At 66.9% G+C, this 19,443-nt stretch carries 15 protein-coding genes and 1 tRNA gene; 12 read left to right on the top strand and 4 right to left on the bottom strand.

Annotated elements, in window-relative coordinates; all coding sequences use genetic code 11:
* On the bottom strand, positions 1-1,204 hold a 1,204-nt coding region (locus QM470_RS14625), incomplete at its 3' end, for a methyl-accepting chemotaxis protein (RefSeq protein WP_283339768.1).
* A gap of 231 nt (positions 1,205-1,435) precedes the next feature.
* Between QM470_RS14625 and QM470_RS14620 the strand changes: the two genes are divergently transcribed.
* From QM470_RS14620 to QM470_RS14590, 7 genes are all read left to right on the top strand, one after another.
* Entirely contained in the window at positions 1,436-2,314 is an 879-nt protein-coding gene (locus tag QM470_RS14620) for a PHP domain-containing protein (RefSeq protein WP_283339767.1), read from the top strand.
* 31 nt (positions 2,315-2,345) lie between these two features.
* A complete protein-coding gene (locus tag QM470_RS14615) occupies positions 2,346-2,981 on the top strand; it encodes an L-threonylcarbamoyladenylate synthase (RefSeq protein WP_066540774.1) in 636 nt (211 codons plus the stop codon).
* A 41-nt stretch (positions 2,982-3,022) separates the two neighbouring features.
* A complete protein-coding gene (locus tag QM470_RS14610; protein WP_066540769.1) occupies positions 3,023-3,691 on the top strand; it encodes a site-2 protease family protein in 669 nt (222 codons plus the stop codon).
* A gap of 61 nt (positions 3,692-3,752) precedes the next feature.
* On the top strand, positions 3,753-5,069 hold the full coding sequence (locus QM470_RS14605; protein WP_283339766.1) for a tryptophan--tRNA ligase: 1,317 nt from the start codon (positions 3,753-3,755) through the stop codon (positions 5,067-5,069).
* Between the two features lie 68 nt (positions 5,070-5,137).
* Entirely contained in the window at positions 5,138-5,854 is a 717-nt protein-coding gene (locus QM470_RS14600) for a response regulator transcription factor (RefSeq protein WP_218332881.1), read from the top strand.
* 61 nt (positions 5,855-5,915) lie between these two features.
* A complete protein-coding gene (locus QM470_RS14595; protein WP_283339765.1) occupies positions 5,916-7,622 on the top strand; it encodes a FecR family protein in 1,707 nt (568 codons plus the stop codon).
* 118 nt (positions 7,623-7,740) lie between these two features.
* Positions 7,741-10,074, top strand: a complete 2,334-nt coding sequence (locus tag QM470_RS14590) for a CHASE2 domain-containing protein (RefSeq protein ID WP_283339764.1) — start codon at positions 7,741-7,743, stop codon at positions 10,072-10,074.
* Between the two features lie 141 nt (positions 10,075-10,215).
* Here QM470_RS14590 and QM470_RS14585 read toward each other — a convergent pair.
* Positions 10,216-10,292: transfer RNA gene (locus QM470_RS14585), tRNA-Arg, on the bottom strand.
* Between the two features lie 283 nt (positions 10,293-10,575).
* Between QM470_RS14585 and QM470_RS14580 the strand changes: the two genes are divergently transcribed.
* On the top strand, positions 10,576-11,649 hold the full coding sequence (locus QM470_RS14580) for a DNA/RNA non-specific endonuclease (RefSeq protein ID WP_283339762.1): 1,074 nt from the start codon (positions 10,576-10,578) through the stop codon (positions 11,647-11,649).
* A gap of 64 nt (positions 11,650-11,713) precedes the next feature.
* Here QM470_RS14580 and QM470_RS14575 read toward each other — a convergent pair whose 3' ends face one another.
* Positions 11,714-12,262, bottom strand: coding sequence for a hypothetical protein (locus QM470_RS14575; RefSeq protein WP_066540746.1), 549 nt, complete (start codon positions 12,260-12,262; stop codon positions 11,714-11,716).
* 178 nt (positions 12,263-12,440) lie between these two features.
* Positions 12,441-13,250, bottom strand: coding sequence for a TOBE domain-containing protein (locus QM470_RS14570; RefSeq protein ID WP_283339761.1), 810 nt, complete (start codon positions 13,248-13,250; stop codon positions 12,441-12,443).
* Between the two features lie 83 nt (positions 13,251-13,333).
* Here QM470_RS14570 and modA point away from each other — a divergent pair, with 83 nt between their 5' ends.
* From modA to fdnG, 4 genes are all read left to right on the top strand, one after another.
* Positions 13,334-14,092 carry a molybdate ABC transporter substrate-binding protein gene (gene modA, locus QM470_RS14565; protein WP_283339760.1) on the top strand — a complete coding sequence of 253 codons (759 nt, stop codon included), beginning with the start codon at positions 13,334-13,336 and terminating at the stop codon, positions 14,090-14,092.
* 124 nt (positions 14,093-14,216) lie between these two features.
* Entirely contained in the window at positions 14,217-14,915 is a 699-nt protein-coding gene (gene modB / locus QM470_RS14560; protein ID WP_283339759.1) for a molybdate ABC transporter permease subunit, read from the top strand.
* Positions 14,912-16,009, top strand: a complete 1,098-nt coding sequence (modC, locus tag QM470_RS14555) for a molybdenum ABC transporter ATP-binding protein (RefSeq protein ID WP_279998064.1) — start codon at positions 14,912-14,914, stop codon at positions 16,007-16,009. The genes modB and modC overlap by 4 nt, the downstream gene beginning before the upstream one ends.
* Positions 16,010-16,392: 383 nt before the next feature.
* Positions 16,393-19,443, top strand: a complete 3,051-nt coding sequence (fdnG, locus tag QM470_RS14550) for a formate dehydrogenase-N subunit alpha (protein ID WP_283339758.1) — start codon at positions 16,393-16,395, stop codon at positions 19,441-19,443.

The raw sequence follows: 19,443 nt of genomic DNA, 5'->3' as shown, positions 1-19,443 counted from the left end.
AGGAACGCACTTCCCCGGCCACCACGGCAAAGCCCCGGCCCTGCTCACCGGCACGGGCCGCTTCCACCGCCGCGTTCAGCGCCAGGATGTTGGTCTGGAAGGCGATGCCGTCGATCACGCCGATGATGTCGCTGATGCGGCGGCTGCTGTCGGTGATCTGCTGCATGGAATGCACCACCTGCTGCACCACCGAGCCGCCCCGCTCGGCCGCCTGGGCGGCCATGCCGGCCAGCTGGTTGGCCTGGCGGGCGGTCTCGGACGATTGCGTCACGGTGGACGTCAGCTCTTCCATGCTGGCAGCAGTTTCTTCCAGGTTGGCGGCGGTCTGCTCGGTACGGGCCGACAGGTCCTGGTTGCCGGTGGCAATCTGGCTGGACGCCGCCGATACCGATTCCACCCCGCTGCGCACCTCACCCACCACCGCGCGCAGCTTGTGACTCATCTCGGACAGGCTGCGCAGCAGCAGGCCCAGTTCGTCCTTGCGCTCGTCATGCGCTTCCACCGTCAGGTCGCCGTCGGCAATGCGGCGGGTCAGCGCCACCGCCCGATCCAGCGGCAGCGTCACCTGGCGGATCATGCCGCGCGACAGGCCCAGTGCCAGCAACAGCACCAGCGCCGTCACCCCCGCGGCAATCCACAGTGCTTGCTGGCGCAAGGTATTTCCGTCGGTCACGATGCGGTCGCGCAGCGTTTCCTGCAGCTTGACCATGTCCTGCTGCGTCTGTCTGTACACATCGACCGCCGGAAGAAATTCCTGCTTCATGACCCGGTTGGCCTGCTCGGTGTCGCCCGCCCCCCGCAAGTCCGCCAGCTGTTTGTTCAGGGACAGCACCTTGGTCCGGGTGTCCTGGATGCGAGCCAGCTGTGCGCGGCCTTCTTCCGACGACAGCCGTGCCTCCAGCTCCCGCTGCACTTCGCTGGCGCGGTTGGCTTCCGTCTGCGTGCGCTCGACCAGCATCTTGATCATGTCCGGCTCGGAAGACTGGGCGGCCGCCGTCACGCTGCTGACGGCCAGCTCGGTGATGCCGCTCCATTTTTCCGCCAGCCGGATACGCTGGTCATAGTCGATCACCTGCTGGCGAATGTTCTCGTCATTCTTGCCCAGCGCATAGACCAGCACGCCGCCCAGGCACAGCAATGCGGCAATCACCACCGTCAGCATCACCCAGATCTTCTGGGCCACGGAAAGATTTTGGATTTTCATGGTGCAAACAGGCTTGAGCCCCTCCAGCAACGGCGCAGGCATGGGCCACGCCCCAGCAACCGCCAGCAAAGTATCCATCCGCTCCCCCCCCCCTAAGCGGCCAATAAACACAGGGTTTGATGCACTCCAAACCGCATTGCACAGGGCAGGTGCTCCCGGCCAGCCAGCGCGGTTCTCCCCTGCTTTTCTCAGGCCACTGCGCTGGAGCGGCCAGACTTTTACAATGTCCGCGTGCCCACCCCCTATCTGAATGCCGATCTCCATTGCCACTCCACCTTCTCGGATGGCACGCTGGCGCCTGCCGAACTGGCGGCCCGTGCGCGCCAGGGCGGCGTGGACCTGTGGTCACTGACCGACCACGACGAGCTGGCCGGGCAGACCGCAGCCTGCCAGGCCGCACATGCCCAGGGCCTGGACTACCTCACGGGGGTGGAGATTTCGGCCAGCTATGCCGGCCACACCATCCATATCGTGGGCCTGGGCTTTGACTGCGCAGATGGGCCATTGCAGCAAGGTTTGCACGCCTTGCGCCACAGCCGGGGCCCACGGGCCCAGGAAATGGGACACCAGCTGGCACTGGCCGGCATCCCCGATGCCTACGCAGGCGCGTTGCGCTATGTGGGCAACCCCGATCTGATTTCGCGCACCCATTTCGCCCGCTTTCTGGTGGATGCAGGCGTCTGCGCCGATGTGACCGAGGTGTTCCAGCGCTTTCTGACCGAGGGCAAGCCCGGCTTTGTGCCCCAGCGCTGGGCCGGCGTGGCCGAAGCCGTGCAGTGGATCACCGCCGCCCGCGGCGTGGCGGTGATGGCCCACCCGGCCCGCTACGCTCTGGGCGGCACGCTGGAGCATGCGCTGCTGGACGAATTCAAGACCTGCGGCGGCCAGGGCATCGAAGTCACCTGCGGCGGCCACTCCGCCGCAGAAGCCCTGCGCTACGCCGAATGCGCCCGCGAATGGGGCTTGCACGCCTCGCGCGGCAGCGACTTCCACAGCCCGGCAGAATCCCGCATTGCCCTGGGGACCCTGCCCGCACTGCCCCGCAGGCTGAATCCCGTCTGGGAGCTGCTGGCAGACCGCATCCAGCCCGCCCCCCACCGCGCGCACTGACGCCCGGCACCGCTACCAGGAAACCAGCCCCATGGCCCAGTACTTCGAAATCCACCCGGTGGACCCCCAGCCCCGCTTGCTGCAGCAGGCGACCAACCTGTTGCGCGGCGGCGGCATCCTGGCCGTCCCCACCGATTCCAGCTATGCCCTGGTCTGCCACCTGGACGACAAGAACGCCGTGGACCGTCTGCGCCGCATCCGCCAGATCAATGACAAGCACCACCTGACACTGCTGTGTCGTGACCTGTCGGAGCTGGCCAACTACGCCCGCGTGGACAACCGCCAGTACCGGCTGATGAAGCTGGCCACGCCAGGCCCCTACACCTTCATCCTGGATGCCACCAAGGAAGTGCCGCGCCGCGTGAGCCACCCGTCACGCAAGACCATCGGCCTGCGCGTGCCCGACCGCAAAGGCCTGCAGATGCTGCTGGAGCTGCACGGCGAGCCACTGCTGGGCACCACGCTGATTGCACCCGGCGAGACCGAACCATTGAATGACCCGGACGAGATCCGTGCGCGCTTTGACAAGCTGCTCGACGGCATCGTGGATGCCGGCGCCTGCCCCATGGAACCCACCACGGTGCTGGACCTCACCCCCATGTACAGCGGCGGCGATGCAGAGCTGGTGCGCCAGGGACAGGGCAGCCTCCAGGCTTTGGGGCTATAACCTCACCTTGCCTTCTTTCATACCTCGACTGCGCTGACACTGTGGACGCCACCGAACTCCTGCAAACCGTTCTGATCTATGCCCTGCCCGTGCTGTTCGCCATCACGGTGCACGAGGCCGCCCATGGCTACGTGGCCCGCCATTTCGGTGATCCCACGGCCACCATCCTGGGCCGGGTGACGCTCAACCCCCTCAAGCACATCGACCCCATCGGCACCATCCTGATGCCGCTGCTGCTGTACTTTTCCACCTCGGGCGCGTTTCTGTTCGGCTATGCCAAACCGGTGCCGGTGGACTTCAGCCGCCTGCGCCACCCCAAGCGCGACATGATTTGGGTGGCGCTGGCCGGCCCGGCGGCCAACTTCCTGCAGGCCATCCTGTGGGCGGTGCTGCTGATCGTGCTGGTGGTGTCGGGCATCCAGGAACGCTTCTTCCTGGAAATGGCCCGCGCCGGCATCCTGACCAATCTGGTGATGTGGGCCTTCAACCTGTTCCCGCTGCCGCCGCTGGACGGTGGCCGCATTCTGGCGGGCCTGCTGCCTTCCAGGCTGGCCTACCAGTTTTCGCGCATCGAGCCGTTCGGCTTCTTCATTGTTCTGGGTCTGGTCCTCTTCGGCTTTGTCGGCACCTGGTGGCTGCGTCCGCTGATGGCCTGGGGCTACGAAGCCCTGGACTGGATACTCACCCCTTTGACCCGCTGGCTCGCCTGATCCATTTTTTCCTTTGCGTGGAGCGCCCACCGGCGCTCCACGGCCTGAGACTGTCTGCACCATGACACAAGCCATTACCCGTTTCCTCACCGGCATTACCCCGTCCGGCACCCCCCACCTGGGCAACTACGCCGGCATGATGCGCCCCGCCATTGCCGCCAGCCGCGCCCCGAATGTGGAGAACTTCTACTTCCTGGCCGACTACCACGCACTGATCAAATGCCAGGATCCGGACCGCGTGCAGCGCTCCACGCTGGAAATCGCCGCCAGCTGGCTGGCTGCGGGCCTGGATCCGGCCCATGTGACGTTCTACCGCCAGTCCGATGTGCCCGAGATCCCCGAACTGACCTGGTTCCTCACCTGCGTGACCGGCAAGGGGCTGCTCAACCGCGCCCACGCCTACAAGGCGGCCGTGGACAAGAACACCGCCGCCGGCACCGAGCCCGATGACGGCGTGACGGCCGGCCTGTTCATGTACCCGGTGCTGATGGCGGCCGACATCCTGGCCTTCAACGCCCACAAGGTCCCCGTGGGCCGCGACCAAGTGCAGCACATCGAAATGGCGCGCGACATGGCGTCCAGCTTCAACCACCTGTATGGCGAGCACTTCACCCTGCCCGAAGCGGCCGTGGAAGACAGCGTGGCCCTGCTGGCCGGTCTGGACGGCCGCAAGATGAGCAAGAGCTACGACAACACCATCCCGCTGTTCACGCCCCCTGCCCAGCTGAAGAAGCTGATCGGCTCCATCGTGACCGACTCGCGTGCACCGGGTGAACCCAAGGAAGTCGAAGGCTCGGCCCTGTTCCAGATGTACCAGGCCTTTGCTACGGCCGAAGAGACCGCCGCCATGCGCCAGGCCTACGCCGACGGCATCAGCTGGGGCGATGCCAAGCAGAAGCTGTACGAGTGCATCGAGCGCGAAATCACCCCCATGCGCGCCCGGTACGAAGACCTGATGGCCCACCCCGAAAAGGTGGAAGCCGTGCTGCAGGCCGGTGCCGAACGTGCCCGCGCCCTCAGCCGCCCGCTGCTGCAGCGCCTGCGCGCCGCCGTGGGCCTGCGCACGCTGACTGGCATGACACAGACCAGCCAGAAGGCGGCCAAGGCCGACAAGGCCGCACTGCCGGTGTTCAAGCAATACCGCGAGAAAGACGGCCAGTTCTATTTCAAGCTCACCACCGCCAGCGGCCAGGTGCTGCTGCAGAGCACCGGCTTTGCCCAGCCCCGCGAGGCCGGCCAGCACATCGCCCGCCTGCAGCAGGAAGGTGCCGCCGCACTGGAGGCCGTGCGCAGCCATCTGCAGCCGCTGGACGGCGTGCAGGAGGCCGACATCACCGCCGCCCTGCAGCAGCTCCACGCTGCCGCCCAGGCGGAATGACCCGGGTGCACTGCCCGCCACGCCAGGTTTGAGACAATCCACGCAAACACCAGGGAGGCCCCACCACTATGCGTATCGCAGTTCTTGACGACGACCCACTGCAACTGGAGCTGATCGACCAGGTGGTGCGCCAGGCGGGCCACCTGTGCCGTCTGCACCACAGCGGAGCGAGCTTTGTGCAGGATCTGCGCCGCGAGAGCTTCGATCTGCTGCTGGTGGACTGGGAAGTGCCCGACCTCTCCGGCCCCGAAGTCGTGCGCTGGGCGCGCGAGCACCTGCCGGCCACCCTGCCCATCGTGTTCATCACCCACCGCAGCGAAGAGCGCGATCTGGTCGAAGGCCTGAACTGCGGGGCCGATGATTTCATCGTCAAGCCCATCCGCGTGGCCGAGCTGCAGGCACGCATTGCCGCGCTGCTGCGCCGCGCCTACCCGCAGGCCCAAGAGGATGTGCTGGAGTTCGGTCCCTACCGCTTCACCCAGTCCACCTTCACGGCCGAGTTCCACGACCAGTCCGTGGTGCTCACGCACCGGGAATTCGCGCTGGCCGTGCTGCTGTTCCAGAACCAGGGCCGGCTGATGTCGCGCGACCATCTGCGCGAAGCCGTCTGGGGGCAGAACTCCGAAGTGCTGTCGCGCACGCTGGACACCCATGTCTCGCGCCTGCGCCAGGTGCTGCGCCTGCGCCCCGGCCAGGAGTACGCCATCTCGGCCGTCTACGGCCTGGGCTACCGGCTGGATGCACTGGGCTGCACCACGCCCACCAATCTGGACCTGGCCTCCTAGCCCCACCTCCAGCAACTTGCGGCTATCCGCTTTTTCCTGCAGGCTTGCATGCTGTATGCCTATGCACTTTCTCCGTCCTGCAGCTTTGTGGCCCAGCGCCGCCGCCTGCATTCTTCTCACCCTGGCCTGCAGCGCCCAGGCACAGACTGCCGCCTCCTCGGCCACCGGGGTGACGCGCCACCGCATCCACACCGGCGATACGCTGGAACAGCTGGCCCGCCACTACCTGGGTGACGCCAGCCAATGGCAGCTGTTGCAACGGCACAACCAGGTCGGCAGTCCCTACCGCCTGCAGCCGGGCTCGGTGCTGGAGATTCCCAACCACCTGCTGCGCATGGCCACGGCCTCGGTAGACTATTTGCAGGGCCGGGTGACCGTGCTGCCGCCGCCGTCGCACACCGGATCGGCCGGCGAATCCGCACTCACCCCGGGCCAGCAGCTGCCCGAAGGCAGCCGCCTGCATGTGGCGCCCGATGCCTTTGTCAGCGTGCGCCTGGCCGACGGCTCGCTGCTGAAGGTGCAGGCCGACAGCACGCTGCTGCTGCAACAGCTGCGCCGCAAAGGGCGCACGGGCAGCCTGCAATCGGTGGTGGAGCTGCAAAACGGCGCCGTGGAAGCGACTGTTCCGCCCAACAAGGCCCAGCCTGCGGCGCTGGACGTGCGCACCGGCACGGCCACCAGCAGCGTGCGCGGCACGCAGTTCGGTGTCTACCTTGCGGCCGACGGCAGCACCGCCACCGCCGTGCAGCAGGGTGCGGTGCAGGTGGCATCCCACCAGTCCCCCAACGCCAGTGCCCAGGTGCCCAAAGGCCGCGGTGCCGCCGTAACGGCCGACGGCCAGCTGCACCAGGCCGCACTGCTGCCGGCACTGCCCCAGGGCCAGTTGCCCCGCCTGGCCGAAGATGCCCAATGGCTGGACCTCCCCTTGCCGGCCCCCACCCAGGGTACAGGCTATGTGGTGCAAGTCACACAGGATGCGGCCGGCCAGCAGGTGCTGCGCAACGGCCGCTTCGCCGGCGACAAGGCCCGCTTTGCCGCCGTGCCGGATGGCAGCTATTTCCTGCGCGTGCAGGCCATGGACGGCCATGGCATTCCCGGTCTGCCCGCCCAGGGGCCGCTGAAGGTCAAGGCCCACCCGGTGCCACCGCTCTACCAGACAGCGCCCGCCGCCCAGCTGCCCACCGATGGTGTGGACCTGCGCTGCACGCCGGTGCATGGCGTGTCCGCCTACCGCATCCAGATTGCGGCCGCCAGCCAGGATTTCAGCGCCCCGCTGCAAGACCGGGTGGTGCGTGAAGGCTGCGCGCTGCAGACCACCGACCTCGCCGCAGGCAACTACCACTGGCGCACCGCCAGCATCCGCACGCTGGACAACGGCCAGATGGACCAAGGTCCGTTTGCCGCGCCCCAGGATTTCCGTGCCATCCCGCGCCCCGCCGTGCCCGATGCGGCCGCGCTGCAATGGAACACCGCCGCTGGCGTGCCCACCATGCACTGGCAGGGCGAGCCCGGCCAGAGCTGGCGCATTGTCGTGGCCCGTACACCGGAGGCCGAGCACCCGGTGCTGGACACCCGTGTGAACCAGCCCGCATGGCAGGCCGCCAACCTCGGCCCCGGCCAGTACTTCCTGCGCCTGCAGGTGCGCGATCCGTCCGGCCTGGACAGTCCGCTGTCGACCGCACGCCAGTTCACCGTGCTGCCCTGGGTGCGCGACGGCTCGGGCATGCCGCTGCGCAGCGGTAGCGGCCTGGATGTGCTCTCGCCATGAGCCCCACTGCGCCCCTGGCGGATCACTTCCCTCCAGCGGGTCGGCTGCGCGGTTGCCACGCCAGACCCTCGTCGACCTTGCCAAGAAAGCGGCTGGGCCTCCGCACCCCTAGCGCACCATGACAAGCCGCCATGCCCCGCACATGTGGCGCTGGCTGAATCGGCTGCGCGCCTCTGACGTGTCACAGGGCCACCTGGGACTGCGGCGGGAATGGTGGATCTTCAGCGCCCTGCTGCTGGCCGCCTGCTGGTGGCTGGCCGGCCCGCAGCAGCTGGAGCGCAGCAATCTGCTGGTGCAGGATCTGGCGACCCGGCTGCAGCAGCGCCCGGCATCGCCCGAGGTGGTGGTGATTGCCATCGACGAGCGCAGCATCGAAGCCATTGGGCGCTGGCCCTGGCGCCGGGCCATCCATGCCCAGCTGGTGCGCCACCTCTCGGCGCAGAACCCCAAGGCCATCGGGCTGGATGTGCTGTTCAGTGAAGAAGATCTGGACTACCCCGCCGACGACGCCCTGCTGGCCAGCGCCATTGCCGACAGCGGTCGCGTGGTGCTGCCGGTGGCGCAAGACCTGGCAGGCAGCCCCGTGGGCCAGTTGCCCGCCCTGGTCCAGGCCGCCGCCGCCCTGGGCCATGTGCAGTTGCGTGTGGATGCCGATGGCGGCGTGCGCAGCTTTGCACCGCGCGCCGGCCTGGCCGGTCAGAGCCATTTGCATCTGGGCCTGGCCATGCGCTGCGTGGCCCAGCCGCAGGATGCGCTGTGTGCGCCGCAGCCTGCCGGTGCCCCGCCCGCCCTGCAATACATCGGCTTTGCCGGCGGCAACCCAGCATTCACCACCTATTCCTATATCGACGTGGTGCGCGGCGCCATTCCCGCCAGCGCCTTCCGCGGCAAGTATGTGGTGGTCGGCAGCCTGGCCACCGGCTTGTCCGCATCCATCGCCACCCCCACCCAGACGGCGCAGCATACCCCCAATGTGGTGATGGTGGCCCAGATCCTCAATGGTGCGCTCCAGCACACGCATGCGACGCCGGCATCGGCCACAGCCAACCGGCTGTTCAATGTCCTGCCTGTGCTGCTGACTCTGCTGGCCCTGGCCCTGCTGGGCCCCTCGGCCGCGCTGGCCGCCTGCGTGCTGCTGTGGTCCGCCACCTTGCTGACGGCCACCCTGGCACCGCTGTGGTGGCAACTGGTGCTGACTCCTGCGGCGGCACTGCTGCTGGTGGCTCTGGCCTACCCGCTGTGGAGCTGGCGGCGCCTGAATGCCGCGGCCCGCTTTCTGGAGCATGAAATGCGCGACCTGGGCCGCAGCGGCGCACTGGCACCGCTGCAGTCCGGCCTGATGGGCCAGGACATGCTGGCCCAGCGCATCCAGGCGGTGGAGCAGGCCTCGCGCCAGCTGCGTGCCCTGCACCACTTTGTCAGCGAAAGCCTGCTGCAGCTGCCCTCCCCCACACTGGTGTGCGATCCGCAAGGCCGCATCCTGCTGGCCAACAGCGCGGCCCACCGCTATGCCCAGTCGCTGGGCCAGACGCTGCAGGAACGCCAGGACGTGCAACTGCTGCTGGCCGGGGCCCGGGAAAACGAGAGCCAGGGACCGCTGTTCGACCCGCAGACCCTGGCGGGCGGACAGGCGTCCTTCCAGCATGAGGGCACCGACCGCCTGGGCAACCACCTGCTGCTGGTGGGCCGCCCGTTTGCCGCGCCGCCCACCACTGGCTGGCTGCTGACCCTGGTGGACATCACCCGCATGCGCCAGGCCATGGCCCAGCGCGACCAGGCCATGCATTTCATCTCGCACGACATCCGCGCCCCGATCGGCGCCATCGTCACCCTGCTGGAGATGGACCGCACCTTCGGCCACAGGGCGGCAGACAGTGCCGGCCCCTTGGTGTCCAGCGACACCGAAGTGCGCATCGAACGCTATGCCCGCAGCGCCCTGGCGCTGGCGGATGACTTTGTGCACCTGGCCCGCGCCCAGCAGCAGCCCCCGCGCCAGGAAGCCGTGGAGCTGGGCCTGCTGCTGGAGCAGGCCGTGGACGACAGCTGGGCCGCCGCCCACGCCAAGCTGATCGACATCGACTGGATGCCCCAGGAGGCGGAAGCCCTGGTCACCGGCGACCCCGGTCAGCTGCGCCGCGTGCTGGGCAATCTGCTGGGCAATGCCATTAAATACAGCCCCGCCGGCAGCACCGTGCACTGCAGCATCACAGATCGCCCTGCGCACTGGGTGGTGGTGCTGCGCGATGAGGGCGACGGCATCAGCCCCGAGCAGCAGGCCACACTTTTCCAGCCGTTCACCCGCCTGGCCCAGCATGAAGCCAGCCGCATCCAGGGGGTGGGCCTGGGCCTGGCCTTTGTGCACACCGTGATGCAGCGCCACGGCGCCGTGATGGAGCTGGACAGCACGCCCGGCCAGGGCAGCACCTTCCGCCTGGTGTTTGCCAAGCGCTGATCCCGCACCGGCGCTGCCCCGGAAGGGTGCAGACCAGCGTGGCATGCTTGGCCCGCCAAGGCAGATAGCGCCATTGCAGCGGCGGCATAGGTCCAAAAACGAAAAAGCCTCAGAGCGTTTCCACTCTGAGGCTTGTCGTTTTGGTGCGGCTGGCAGGAATCGAACCCACGACCCCTTGGTTCGTAGCCAAGTACTCTATCCAGCTGAGCTACAGCCGCCGAAGCCATGATTATATGCAGAAAAAACAGGGCTTCAGGGAAAACGCTGAATTTTTCGCAGCAAAGCGCAAAAAACCGCGGCAGAGACACTCGCAAGACACCTGGGTATTTTTACAGTTATTTGCAACAAGACAAGCTTGCAAGGCTTACACTCCATTGATAAGTTGCTATGTGAAAAATAGCAACCATCTCCGGTTCCCGCCCGGCCGCTCCTTTCCCCGTGCCCGCCCTGTCTGCCGTGCGTCGCCTGCGCCCACGGTCCTGGCAGCGGCTTTGTGTGTCCATGGCCACCCGCAAGCGCAAGTCTTCTCCCGCTCCCCTCCACTGGTTCCAGCGACTCAAGCACCGGCTCACCGGCCGCCTGGCGTTCTTCATCTGGGGCGCCCTGTTCGGCAACGCCGTGCTGGTACAGGCCCTGAGCCCCTGGGACCTGCTGACCCACAGTCCGGAAAGCCTGCTCAGCCAATCCTGGCGCAGCCACCTGGACGGTGCGCGCCAGCAACTGCGCGGCTGGGGCGAAGGACTGGCCGATGAAGCCACACGCCTGGTCAAGCAGCGCATCGGGAACTGGGCCCAGTCCCCCGCGCCCTCCCAGGCCACACGCCCCACGGCATCGCCGGCGACCACGGCCAGCACGCCGATAGCAACCACCACCTCCTCCGCCACCGACAGCAGCGGCTTTGCGGCCTGCCGCGAGCAGTTTCCGGCCGGCCGTGTCCTGCAACCAGGCAGCATCGGCACCGAATGGGCTGCGCGCGCGCTGTGCTCGGAAGGGTTTGCCGTGCTGTATTCCGGCCGCACCAAGACACCGATGGTGGTGGTGGAGCGGCTGAACCGGGGCCGCCTGCAGCAGGCGGCCGGCCAGGAACGTACCGACCGTTTCTATGCCGACGCGCGCGTGCCCAGCGCGCAGCGCGCCACGCTGGCGGACTACCAGGGCAGCGGCTATGACCGCGGCCACATGGCCGCTGCCGCCAACCAGTACAGCGCCAGCGGCATGGCCCAGTCGTTCGCCCTGACGAACATGGTGCCCCAGGACCCGACTAACAACCGCAAGGTCTGGGCCAAGCTGGAGGCCGATGTGCGCAAGTACGCCCAGCGGGCGGCGGGCGATGTGTTCGTCTTCAGCGGCCCGCTCTACCAGGGCGTGCCGCACTTGCTGGGAAGCAGCCAGGTCTGGGTTCCCGACCACTTGTTCAAGCTGGTCTACGATGCCAGCAGCCAGCGCGCCTGGGCCTATGTGCTGCCCAACAGCGCCGACGCCCAGATCCAGCGCCCCATGGATTACGCCGACTTCGTGGTGCAGACCCAGTGGCATCTGCTGTCGGGCTTGACGGTGACGGGCGGCGTGCAGTGAATGCACCAGCCCGCCCATGAAAAAACCGCCCGAAGGCGGTGTCTTCTGGGCAGTCAGGGCAGGCTCAGCCCACGCGGCTGTCTTGCGCCGAGTCGGGCTGCGGCAGCTCCGATTCTTCGCGCAGGCGCACCCGCATCCAGAAGCCGCGCGCCTCGCCCGGCTTGACCAGCTGGGTGGTCAGCTTCATCTGCTTCATGGGCAGCACTTCCACGCTGTGCAGCGTGGGCATGCGCAAAATGGCTTCCTGCGTCGGCATTTTCCAGTACTGGTCGTAGCCTGCGTGGTAGGACACCTCTTCGCACAGGCCGATGCGCTGCAGATCGGACAGCATGTGCTGGGTCAGCACCTCGCCCTGGGCGGCTCCCAGCCGGGGCACCAGAATCAGGCGCTGGGTATTGGGGCAGACAAACACCCACACCTCACCTGGTCCGCTCAGCCCTTTTTCCACCGGTTTTTCCGGGGCGGCACGCTCCGCACGGCGCATGGCCTGGGATTCGTCCTTGCCCATGAAGCGGCCACCGCCCACCTTCCCCTCATCGTCAGCGGATGTCGCAGCGGCAGGAGCGGCATCACTGCCGGACAGATTGGATTTCAGGCGATCAAAGATACTCACAGATAGCTCTCAATGTGGTGCGCTGCCTCCCCGGGCAGAGTCATGCGGTATGGTCCGTATTGTGTCAAAAATGAGGTATCCCCGATACCTGTCCGCCATGGCTGGCGCGTATCCGCCGTACCAGGGGTCACATTAGGCCCACTATCCCACCACCGGCCATCGGCGGGATTGACATGCATCAAGCACCGGCCAGACCTGCCCCATCCACCAGCGCCAGCACCACGGCCGCCGCAGGAATGCGCACCTGTACCTGCGCGCCGGGCTGCAGCGGCGCGCCCACTGCAAACCCCACCACATGCACGCCGCCCGGCAGGCGCACAGCCACTTCCGCGCCCTCGCCGGTATCGGCCCGCGTCACTTCGCCGTCCCAGACCGTGGCCTGCAACCCATCGGCCGCCGCCGCCCCGGACAGCACCTGCACCGCTGTGGCCTTGGCCATGGCCAGCACCGCCTGGCCGGGAACCAGCCCCATCAGTTCGGCACTTTCGCGCGTCACCTGGGCTCGCAACGGGGCCGCATGGCGGCTGTCGGTGCGCAGCAGCACGGTCACACGGCCGCCTTCGGTGTGCAGCGACTGCACCGTGCAAGGCCACTGGTTGCGCATGCTGGTGCGTACGGCCAGGCGTGCCAGCACCGGCTGGTGCAGGCCGGCGCCCTGCAAGCGGGCCAGCACCTCGGAGCGGGCACGCTCCATGGCATCGGCCGCCTGCAGCAGGGCATGACCGGCCTCGGTCAGCGTGGCACCGCCCCCGCCGGCGCCGCCCACGCTGCGCTCCACCAGGGTCACCCCCGCCAGATTGGTCAAGGTGTCCAGCGCCTGCCAGGCCGCCTTGTAGCTGATGCCGCAGTCGCGCGCGGACTGGGAGATGGAGCCGTTGTGCACCAGGTGTCGCAGCACCTCGATGCGCTTGTCCGACATGCTGTGGCCCAGCGCATCGAGCAAAGCCGTCGCGGGCATGGGGGAAGAAGAAGCGGTGCGGTCAGCCATAGCCCCGCATCATGCCTGCACAAAAAGTTGCAGGCGGACGGGATGGCTATACTTCGCGCTATTCAAATAAGGAATAGCGAACCATGTCCCAGTCTTTCCCTCTGCGCCACCTGACCCTCGCTTGTGCGGTGCTGCTGGCCGGTGCGGCCCACGCCGACGAAGTGTCCGTGGCAGTGGCCGCCAACTTCACCGCCCCGATGCAGAAGATTGCTGCCCAGTTCGAGAAGGACACGGGCCACAAGGCCGTGCTGTCGTTTGGGGCCACCGGCAAGTTCTACGCCCAGATCAGCAACGGTGCACCGTTTGGCATTCTGCTGGCTGCGGATGACACCACGCCCGAAAAGATCGCCAAGGAAGGCAAGGGCGTGGACGCCAGCCGCTTCACCTATGCCATCGGCCAGCTGGTGCTGTGGAGCAAGCAGGCAGGCTATGTGGACGACAAGGGTGCCGTGCTCCAGCGCAATGACTGGCAGCACATTGCCATCGCCAATCCCAAGCTGGCCCCTTACGGCCTGGCTGCCATGGAAACCCTGGGCAAGCTGGGCCTCACCGCCCAGGTGCAGCCCAAGACCGTGCTGGGCGAGAACATCGGCCAGACCTACCAGTTCGCCGCCAGCGGCAATGCGCAACTGGGCTTTGTGGCGCTGTCGCAGGTGATGGAAGACGGCAATATCCGTGAAGGCTCGGCCTGGATCGTTCCCGCCTCCATGCACGAGCCCATCCGCCAGGACGCCATCGTGCTGAAAAGCGCCAAGGACAATGCCGCCGCCAAGGCGCTGATGGACTACCTCAAGGGCGACAAGGCCCGCGCCATCATCAAGTCCTATGGCTACGCCTTCTAAGCACCACAGTGCACCTGCGCGCACCGCGCAGGTTTCCGCATAAGGGGATGCCGCTGTCCTGGCCGCCTGCGCACGGACAGCGCTCCTTCGGTTTTTATATAGTGCGGCTTTCTGCCGCCACGCCGTGAACACACCCCACCTCAGCCCGGAAGACTGGGCCGCCATCCGCCTGACGCTGGAGCTCGCCAGCGTCACCACCGTGCTGCTGCTGGTGCTGACCACGCCGCTGGCCTGGTGGCTGGCACACACGCACTCGCGCTGGCGTGGGCCCATCGGTGCCGTGGTGGCACTGCCGCTGGTGCTGCCGCCCACGGTGATCGGTTTCTATCTGCTGGTCACCATGGGGCCCCACGGCCCCATCGGCCAGCTGACCGAGGCCCTGGGCCTGGGGCGCCTGCCTTTCACCTTCCCCGGGCTGGTGGTAGGCTCGGTCGTGTACTCGCTGCCGTTTGCCGTGCAGCCGCTGCAGCGCGCGTTCGAATCCATCGGCAACCGCCCGCTGGAAGTGGCGGCCACACTGGGCGCCAGCCGGCTGGACCGCTTCTTCACCGTGGCCCTGCCGCTGGCACGGCCCGGCTTCATCACCGCCGCCGTGCTGAGCTTTGCCCACACCGTGGGCGAATTCGGCATCGTGCTGATGCTGGGCGGCAACATCCCCGGCGTGACCCGCGTGGTGTCGGTGCAGATCTACGACCACGTGGAAGCCATGGAATACGCCCAGGCCCACTGGCTGGCCGGCGGCATGGTCGCCTTTGCCTTTGTGGTACTGGTGCTGCTGAGCTGGCTGCAGCCGCGCGAACACCGCCACGCCTCTCCACTATGACCGCGCCCCACTCCAACGACCGCAGCATTGCGGCCCACCTGCAATTGCAGCGCGCCGACTTTGCACTGGATGTACAGCTCAACCTGCCCGGTCAGGGCGTGACGGCCCTGTTCGGCCCATCCGGCTGCGGCAAGACCACCTTGCTGCGCAGCATCGCCGGGCTGGAGCGCGCGCATGGCCGCGTCACCGTGAACGGCGATGTCTGGCAGGACGACGCGGCCCGGCATTGGCTGCCCACGCACCAGCGCGCCCTGGGCTATGTGTTCCAGGAAGCCAGCCTGTTCCCCCACCTCACGGCCGAGGACAACATCCGCTACGGCCTGCGCCGCACCCCGGCTGCCCGCCAGCGTGTGGCGCTGGAGCAGGTGATCGAGCTGCTGGGCATTGCACCGCTGCTGCCGCGCAAGCCATCCACCTTGTCCGGCGGCGAACGCCAGCGCGTGGCCATCGCCCGGGCCCTGGCCACCAGCCCGCGCGTGCTGCTGATGGACGAGCCGCTCTCGGCGCTGGATGCCGAACGCAAGGCCGAGGTGCTGCCCTATCTGGACCGTCTGCAGGCCCACCTGGACATTCCGGTGCTCTACATCAGCCATTCGCTGGACGAGGTGGCACGCCTGGCCAGCCACCTGGTGCTGCTGCGCGCCGGCCGGGTGGTGGCCGAAGGCCACACGGCCCAACTGCTGGCACGCCTGGACCTGCCCCTGGCCCACGGGGACACGGCAGCGGCGGTGGTGCCCGCCACGGTCACGCAACACGACGCCAGCGACCACCTGACCACGGCGCAGTTCGACGGTGGCCAGCTGCGCCTGGTCGGCACCCAGGCTCGCGCCCCCGGCACGGCGGTGCGCCTGCGCATCCAGGCGCGGGACGTGAGTGTGGCGCTGGTGCCACCCGCGTATTCCAGCATTCTCAATGTGCTGCCGGTGCAGATAGCCGCCATCCAGCCCGAAGCCCCGGGCTACGCCATGCTGCAGCTGCAGGCTGGCGCCACCATGCTGCTGGCCCGGCTGAGCCAGCATTCGGTGCAGCAGATGGGCCTGTGCGCCGGCCAATCCGCCTGGGCCCAGGTCAAGGGTGTGGCCCTGCTGGATTGAGTGCATGCATTGCGGTGACCGTGCGCGCGGGGAATGCATACCCGAGGCTTGCGCTCATGTTTGCTGGACATCAAGGTGTGAGGTGAATAGATTCGCGTGCCTTCCCGTCTCCTTGTAGGAACTGGATGACATGAAGACTTGAGGGTCTTCACGCAATTCCTCGCTTTGCGAACCGGCGCCTGCCGCACCGGTTCAATTGCTTGCCATTGGCACCCCTCAACATTCGACGTGGCCCGTGAGGTCCGGCAATGCGTGGGCAATCGTCAAGGTCGAGGCTTCGAGTCCGGGCTGTCCCCCCGGCTCACCAGGCGCATGCATGCCGCGCCTGCAAACCTAACGCCCTCCATGGTCATGGGAGCGCGGTTGAAGAAAAACGAATCACGATGAATCACGGCAGAAGAAGATTCTTCAAGCTCTGTGGCGCCGGTGCGGCCGGTGCGACGGCTGCAGCCCTGGGCTTTGCCCCCTCGGTGGCCATGGCCACCCTGCCCCGCCAGTACAAGCTGCTGCGCGCCAAGGAAACCCGCAACAACTGCACCTATTGCTCGGTCGGCTGCGGCATGCTGATGTACAGCCTGGGCGACGGCGCCAAAAACGCCAAGGCCAAGATCTTCCACATCGAAGGTGACCCGGACCACCCGGTCAGCCGCGGCTCGCTGTGCCCCAAGGGCGCGGGGGCACTGGACTACATCCACTCCGACCAGCGCCTGAAGTACCCCGAGGTGCGCGAAGCCGGCACCAACGAGTGGAAGCGCATCAGCTGGGACGAAGCCAACGAGCGCATCGCCCGCCTGCTCAAGGACGACCGCGACGCCAACTTCATCGAGAAGAACGAGAAGGGCCAGGTGGTCAACCGCTGGCTCAGCACCGGCATGCTGGCCTCGTCGGCCGCATCCAACGAAACCGGCGTGCTGGACTTCCGCTTTGCGCGCGCACTGGGCATGGTCGGCTTCGACTGCCAGGCGCGCCTGTGCCACGGCCCCACGGTGTCGGCCCTGGCGCCCTCTTTCGGCCGCGGGGCGATGACCAACCACTGGGTGGACATCAAGAACGCCAACGTGATTCTGGTCATGGGCGGCAACCCGGCGGAAGCCCACCCCGTGGGCTTCAAGTGGGCCATCGAAGCCAAGATCCACAACAAAGCCCATCTGATGGTGGTGGATCCGCGCTTCAACCGCACGGCATCGGTGGCGGATTTCTACGCCCCGATCCGCGCCGGCTCCGACGCGGCCTTCTTGATGGGCATCGTCAACTACCTGCTGCAGCACGACAAGATCCAGCACGAATACGTCAAGGCCTACACCAACGCCAGCCTGATCGTGCGCGAGGACTACAGCTTCGAAGAAGGCCTGTTCAGCGGCTACAATGCCGACAAGAAGAGCTACGACAAGAGCAGCTGGACCTACGAGCGCGATGCCCAGGGTCATGCGCTGCAGGACCTGACGCTGCAGCACCCGCGCTGCGTGCTGAACCTGCTGAAGAAGCATGTGGAGCGCTACACGCCCGAGATGGTGAACACCATCACCGGCACCCAGGTCGAAGACTTCCTGCATGTGTGCGAGCAACTGGCCAGCACCTGCGTGCCCGACCGCACTGCGACCTTCCTGTACGCATTGGGCTGGACCCACCACACGGCGGGCGCACAGATCATCCGCGGCTCGGCCATGATCCAGCTGCTGCTGGGCAACATCGGCATGGCCGGCGGCGGCGTGAATGCGCTGCGCGGCCACTCCAACATCCAGGGCTATACCGACCTGGGCCTGCTCTCCACCCGCCTGCCCGGCTACCTGAACCTGCCGACCGACCAGCAGCAGACCATGGACGACTACCTGAAGGAGTCCACGCCGCAGGCCGATCTGCCCGGCCAGGTCAACTTCTGGAAGAACACGCCCAAGTTCTTCGTCAGCCTGATGAAGGACCTGTACGGCGACCATGCCACGCGCGAGAACAGCTGGGGCTACGACTGGCTGCCCAAGTGGGACCGCAGCTACGACATGCTGGCCTACTTCGATCTGATGTACCGCGGCAAGGTCAACGGCTACATCGCCCAGGGCTTCAACCCGGTGGCGGCCATGCCCGACTCCGGCAAGATCCGCGACGCGCTGTCCAAGCTCAAGTTCCTGGTCATCATCGACCCGCTGCAGACCGAGACCTCCACCTTCTGGAAGAACCACGGCGAATTCAACGACGTGGACCCCTCCCAGATCCAGACCACGGTGTTCCGCCTGCCCTCGTCGTGCTTTGCCGAGGAAAACGGCACCATCGTCAACTCCGGCCGCTGGCTGCAGTGGCACTGGGCCGCACAGGAGCCGCCGTTCGAGGCGCGCCATGACGGCCGCATTCTGGGCGGCATCTTCATGAAGCTGCGCGAGCTGTACGCCAAGGAAGGCGGTGCCAACCCGGCGCCGCTGATGAACACGCGCTGGCAATACCACAACCCCTACGATCCGCACCCCGAGGAAGTGGCCAAGGAAACCAACGGCTATGCGCTGGCGGACCTGTACGACGACAGCGGCAAGCTGATCGCCAAGAAGGGATCGCTGCTGTCCGATTTCGGCATGCTGCGCGATGACGGCACCACCGCGAGCTACTGCTGGATCTTTGCCGGTTCGTGGACCGAAGCCGGCAACCAGATGGCGCGCCGCGACAACACCGACACCGGACATGGCAACACCCCCGGCTGGGCCTGGGCCTGGCCGGCCAACCGCCGCGTGCTGTACAACCGCGCCTCGGCCGATCCCTCGGGCAAGCCCTGGGATCCCAAGCGCCAGATCCTGCACTGGGACGGCAAGAAATGGGGCGGCGCGGACGTGCCCGACTACCCGCTGACGGCAGCGCCGAACAGCGGCGTCAGCCCCTTCATCATGCAGCCCGACGGTCTGGGCCGCCTGTTCTCGCTCAAGGGCATGAACGACGGTCCCTTCCCTGAGCACTACGAACCCACCGAAAGCCCGCTGGCCGCCAACCCGCTGCACCCCCAGGTCAGCAAGAGCCCCGTGGCGCGCGTCTTTGCCGACGATGCCGCCCGCATGGGCTCGCGCGAGCAGTTCCCCTATGTGGCCACGACCTACTCGATCACCGAGATGTTCCGCCACTGGACCAAGCACTCGCGCCTGAACGCCATCGTCCAGCCCGAACAGTTCATCGAACTCTCGGAAAAGCTGGCCGACAGGAAAGGCATCAAGGCCGGCGACATGATCCGCGTCTCCAGCAAGCGCGGCCACATCAAGGGCAAGGCCGTGGTGACCAAGCGCGTGATGACGCTGCAGGTCGATGGCCAGGAGATCGAGCAGATCGGCATCCCCTGCCACTGGGGCTACGAAGGCACCACGCGCAAGGGCTATCTGGCCAACACGCTGAGCCCCGGCATCGGGGACGCCAATGCCCAGACCCCCGAGTTCAAGGCCTTTCTGGTCAACATCGAAAAAGCATAA

This window comes from Comamonas sp. 17RB, from assembly GCF_030056555.1.
In the GTDB taxonomy this organism is placed as follows: Bacteria; Pseudomonadota; Gammaproteobacteria; order Burkholderiales; family Burkholderiaceae_C; genus Comamonas; species Comamonas terrigena.
Note: the sequence above shows the minus strand (reverse complement) of the source record. Positions and strands in the feature narration are given on the sequence as shown.

Excerpts from the sequence above, each read along its gene's own strand:
- QM470_RS14615 (WP_066540774.1), top strand. The coding sequence starts at position 2,346 with ATGGCCCAGTACTTCGAAATCCACCCGGTGGACCCCCAGCCCCGCTTG.
- QM470_RS14605 (WP_283339766.1), top strand. The coding sequence starts at position 3,753 with ATGACACAAGCCATTACCCGTTTCCTCACCGGCATTACCCCGTCCGGC.
- QM470_RS14600 (WP_218332881.1), top strand. The coding sequence starts at position 5,138 with ATGCGTATCGCAGTTCTTGACGACGACCCACTGCAACTGGAGCTGATC.
- QM470_RS14595 (WP_283339765.1), top strand. The coding sequence starts at position 5,916 with ATGCACTTTCTCCGTCCTGCAGCTTTGTGGCCCAGCGCCGCCGCCTGC.
- QM470_RS14590 (WP_283339764.1), top strand. The coding sequence starts at position 7,741 with ATGACAAGCCGCCATGCCCCGCACATGTGGCGCTGGCTGAATCGGCTG.
- QM470_RS14580 (WP_283339762.1), top strand. The coding sequence starts at position 10,576 with ATGGCCACCCGCAAGCGCAAGTCTTCTCCCGCTCCCCTCCACTGGTTC.
- QM470_RS14570 (WP_283339761.1), bottom strand. The coding sequence starts at position 13,250 with ATGGCTGACCGCACCGCTTCTTCTTCCCCCATGCCCGCGACGGCTTTG.
- modA (WP_283339760.1), top strand. The coding sequence starts at position 13,334 with ATGTCCCAGTCTTTCCCTCTGCGCCACCTGACCCTCGCTTGTGCGGTG.
- modC (WP_279998064.1), top strand. The coding sequence starts at position 14,912 with ATGACCGCGCCCCACTCCAACGACCGCAGCATTGCGGCCCACCTGCAA.
- fdnG (WP_283339758.1), top strand. The coding sequence starts at position 16,393 with ATGAATCACGGCAGAAGAAGATTCTTCAAGCTCTGTGGCGCCGGTGCG.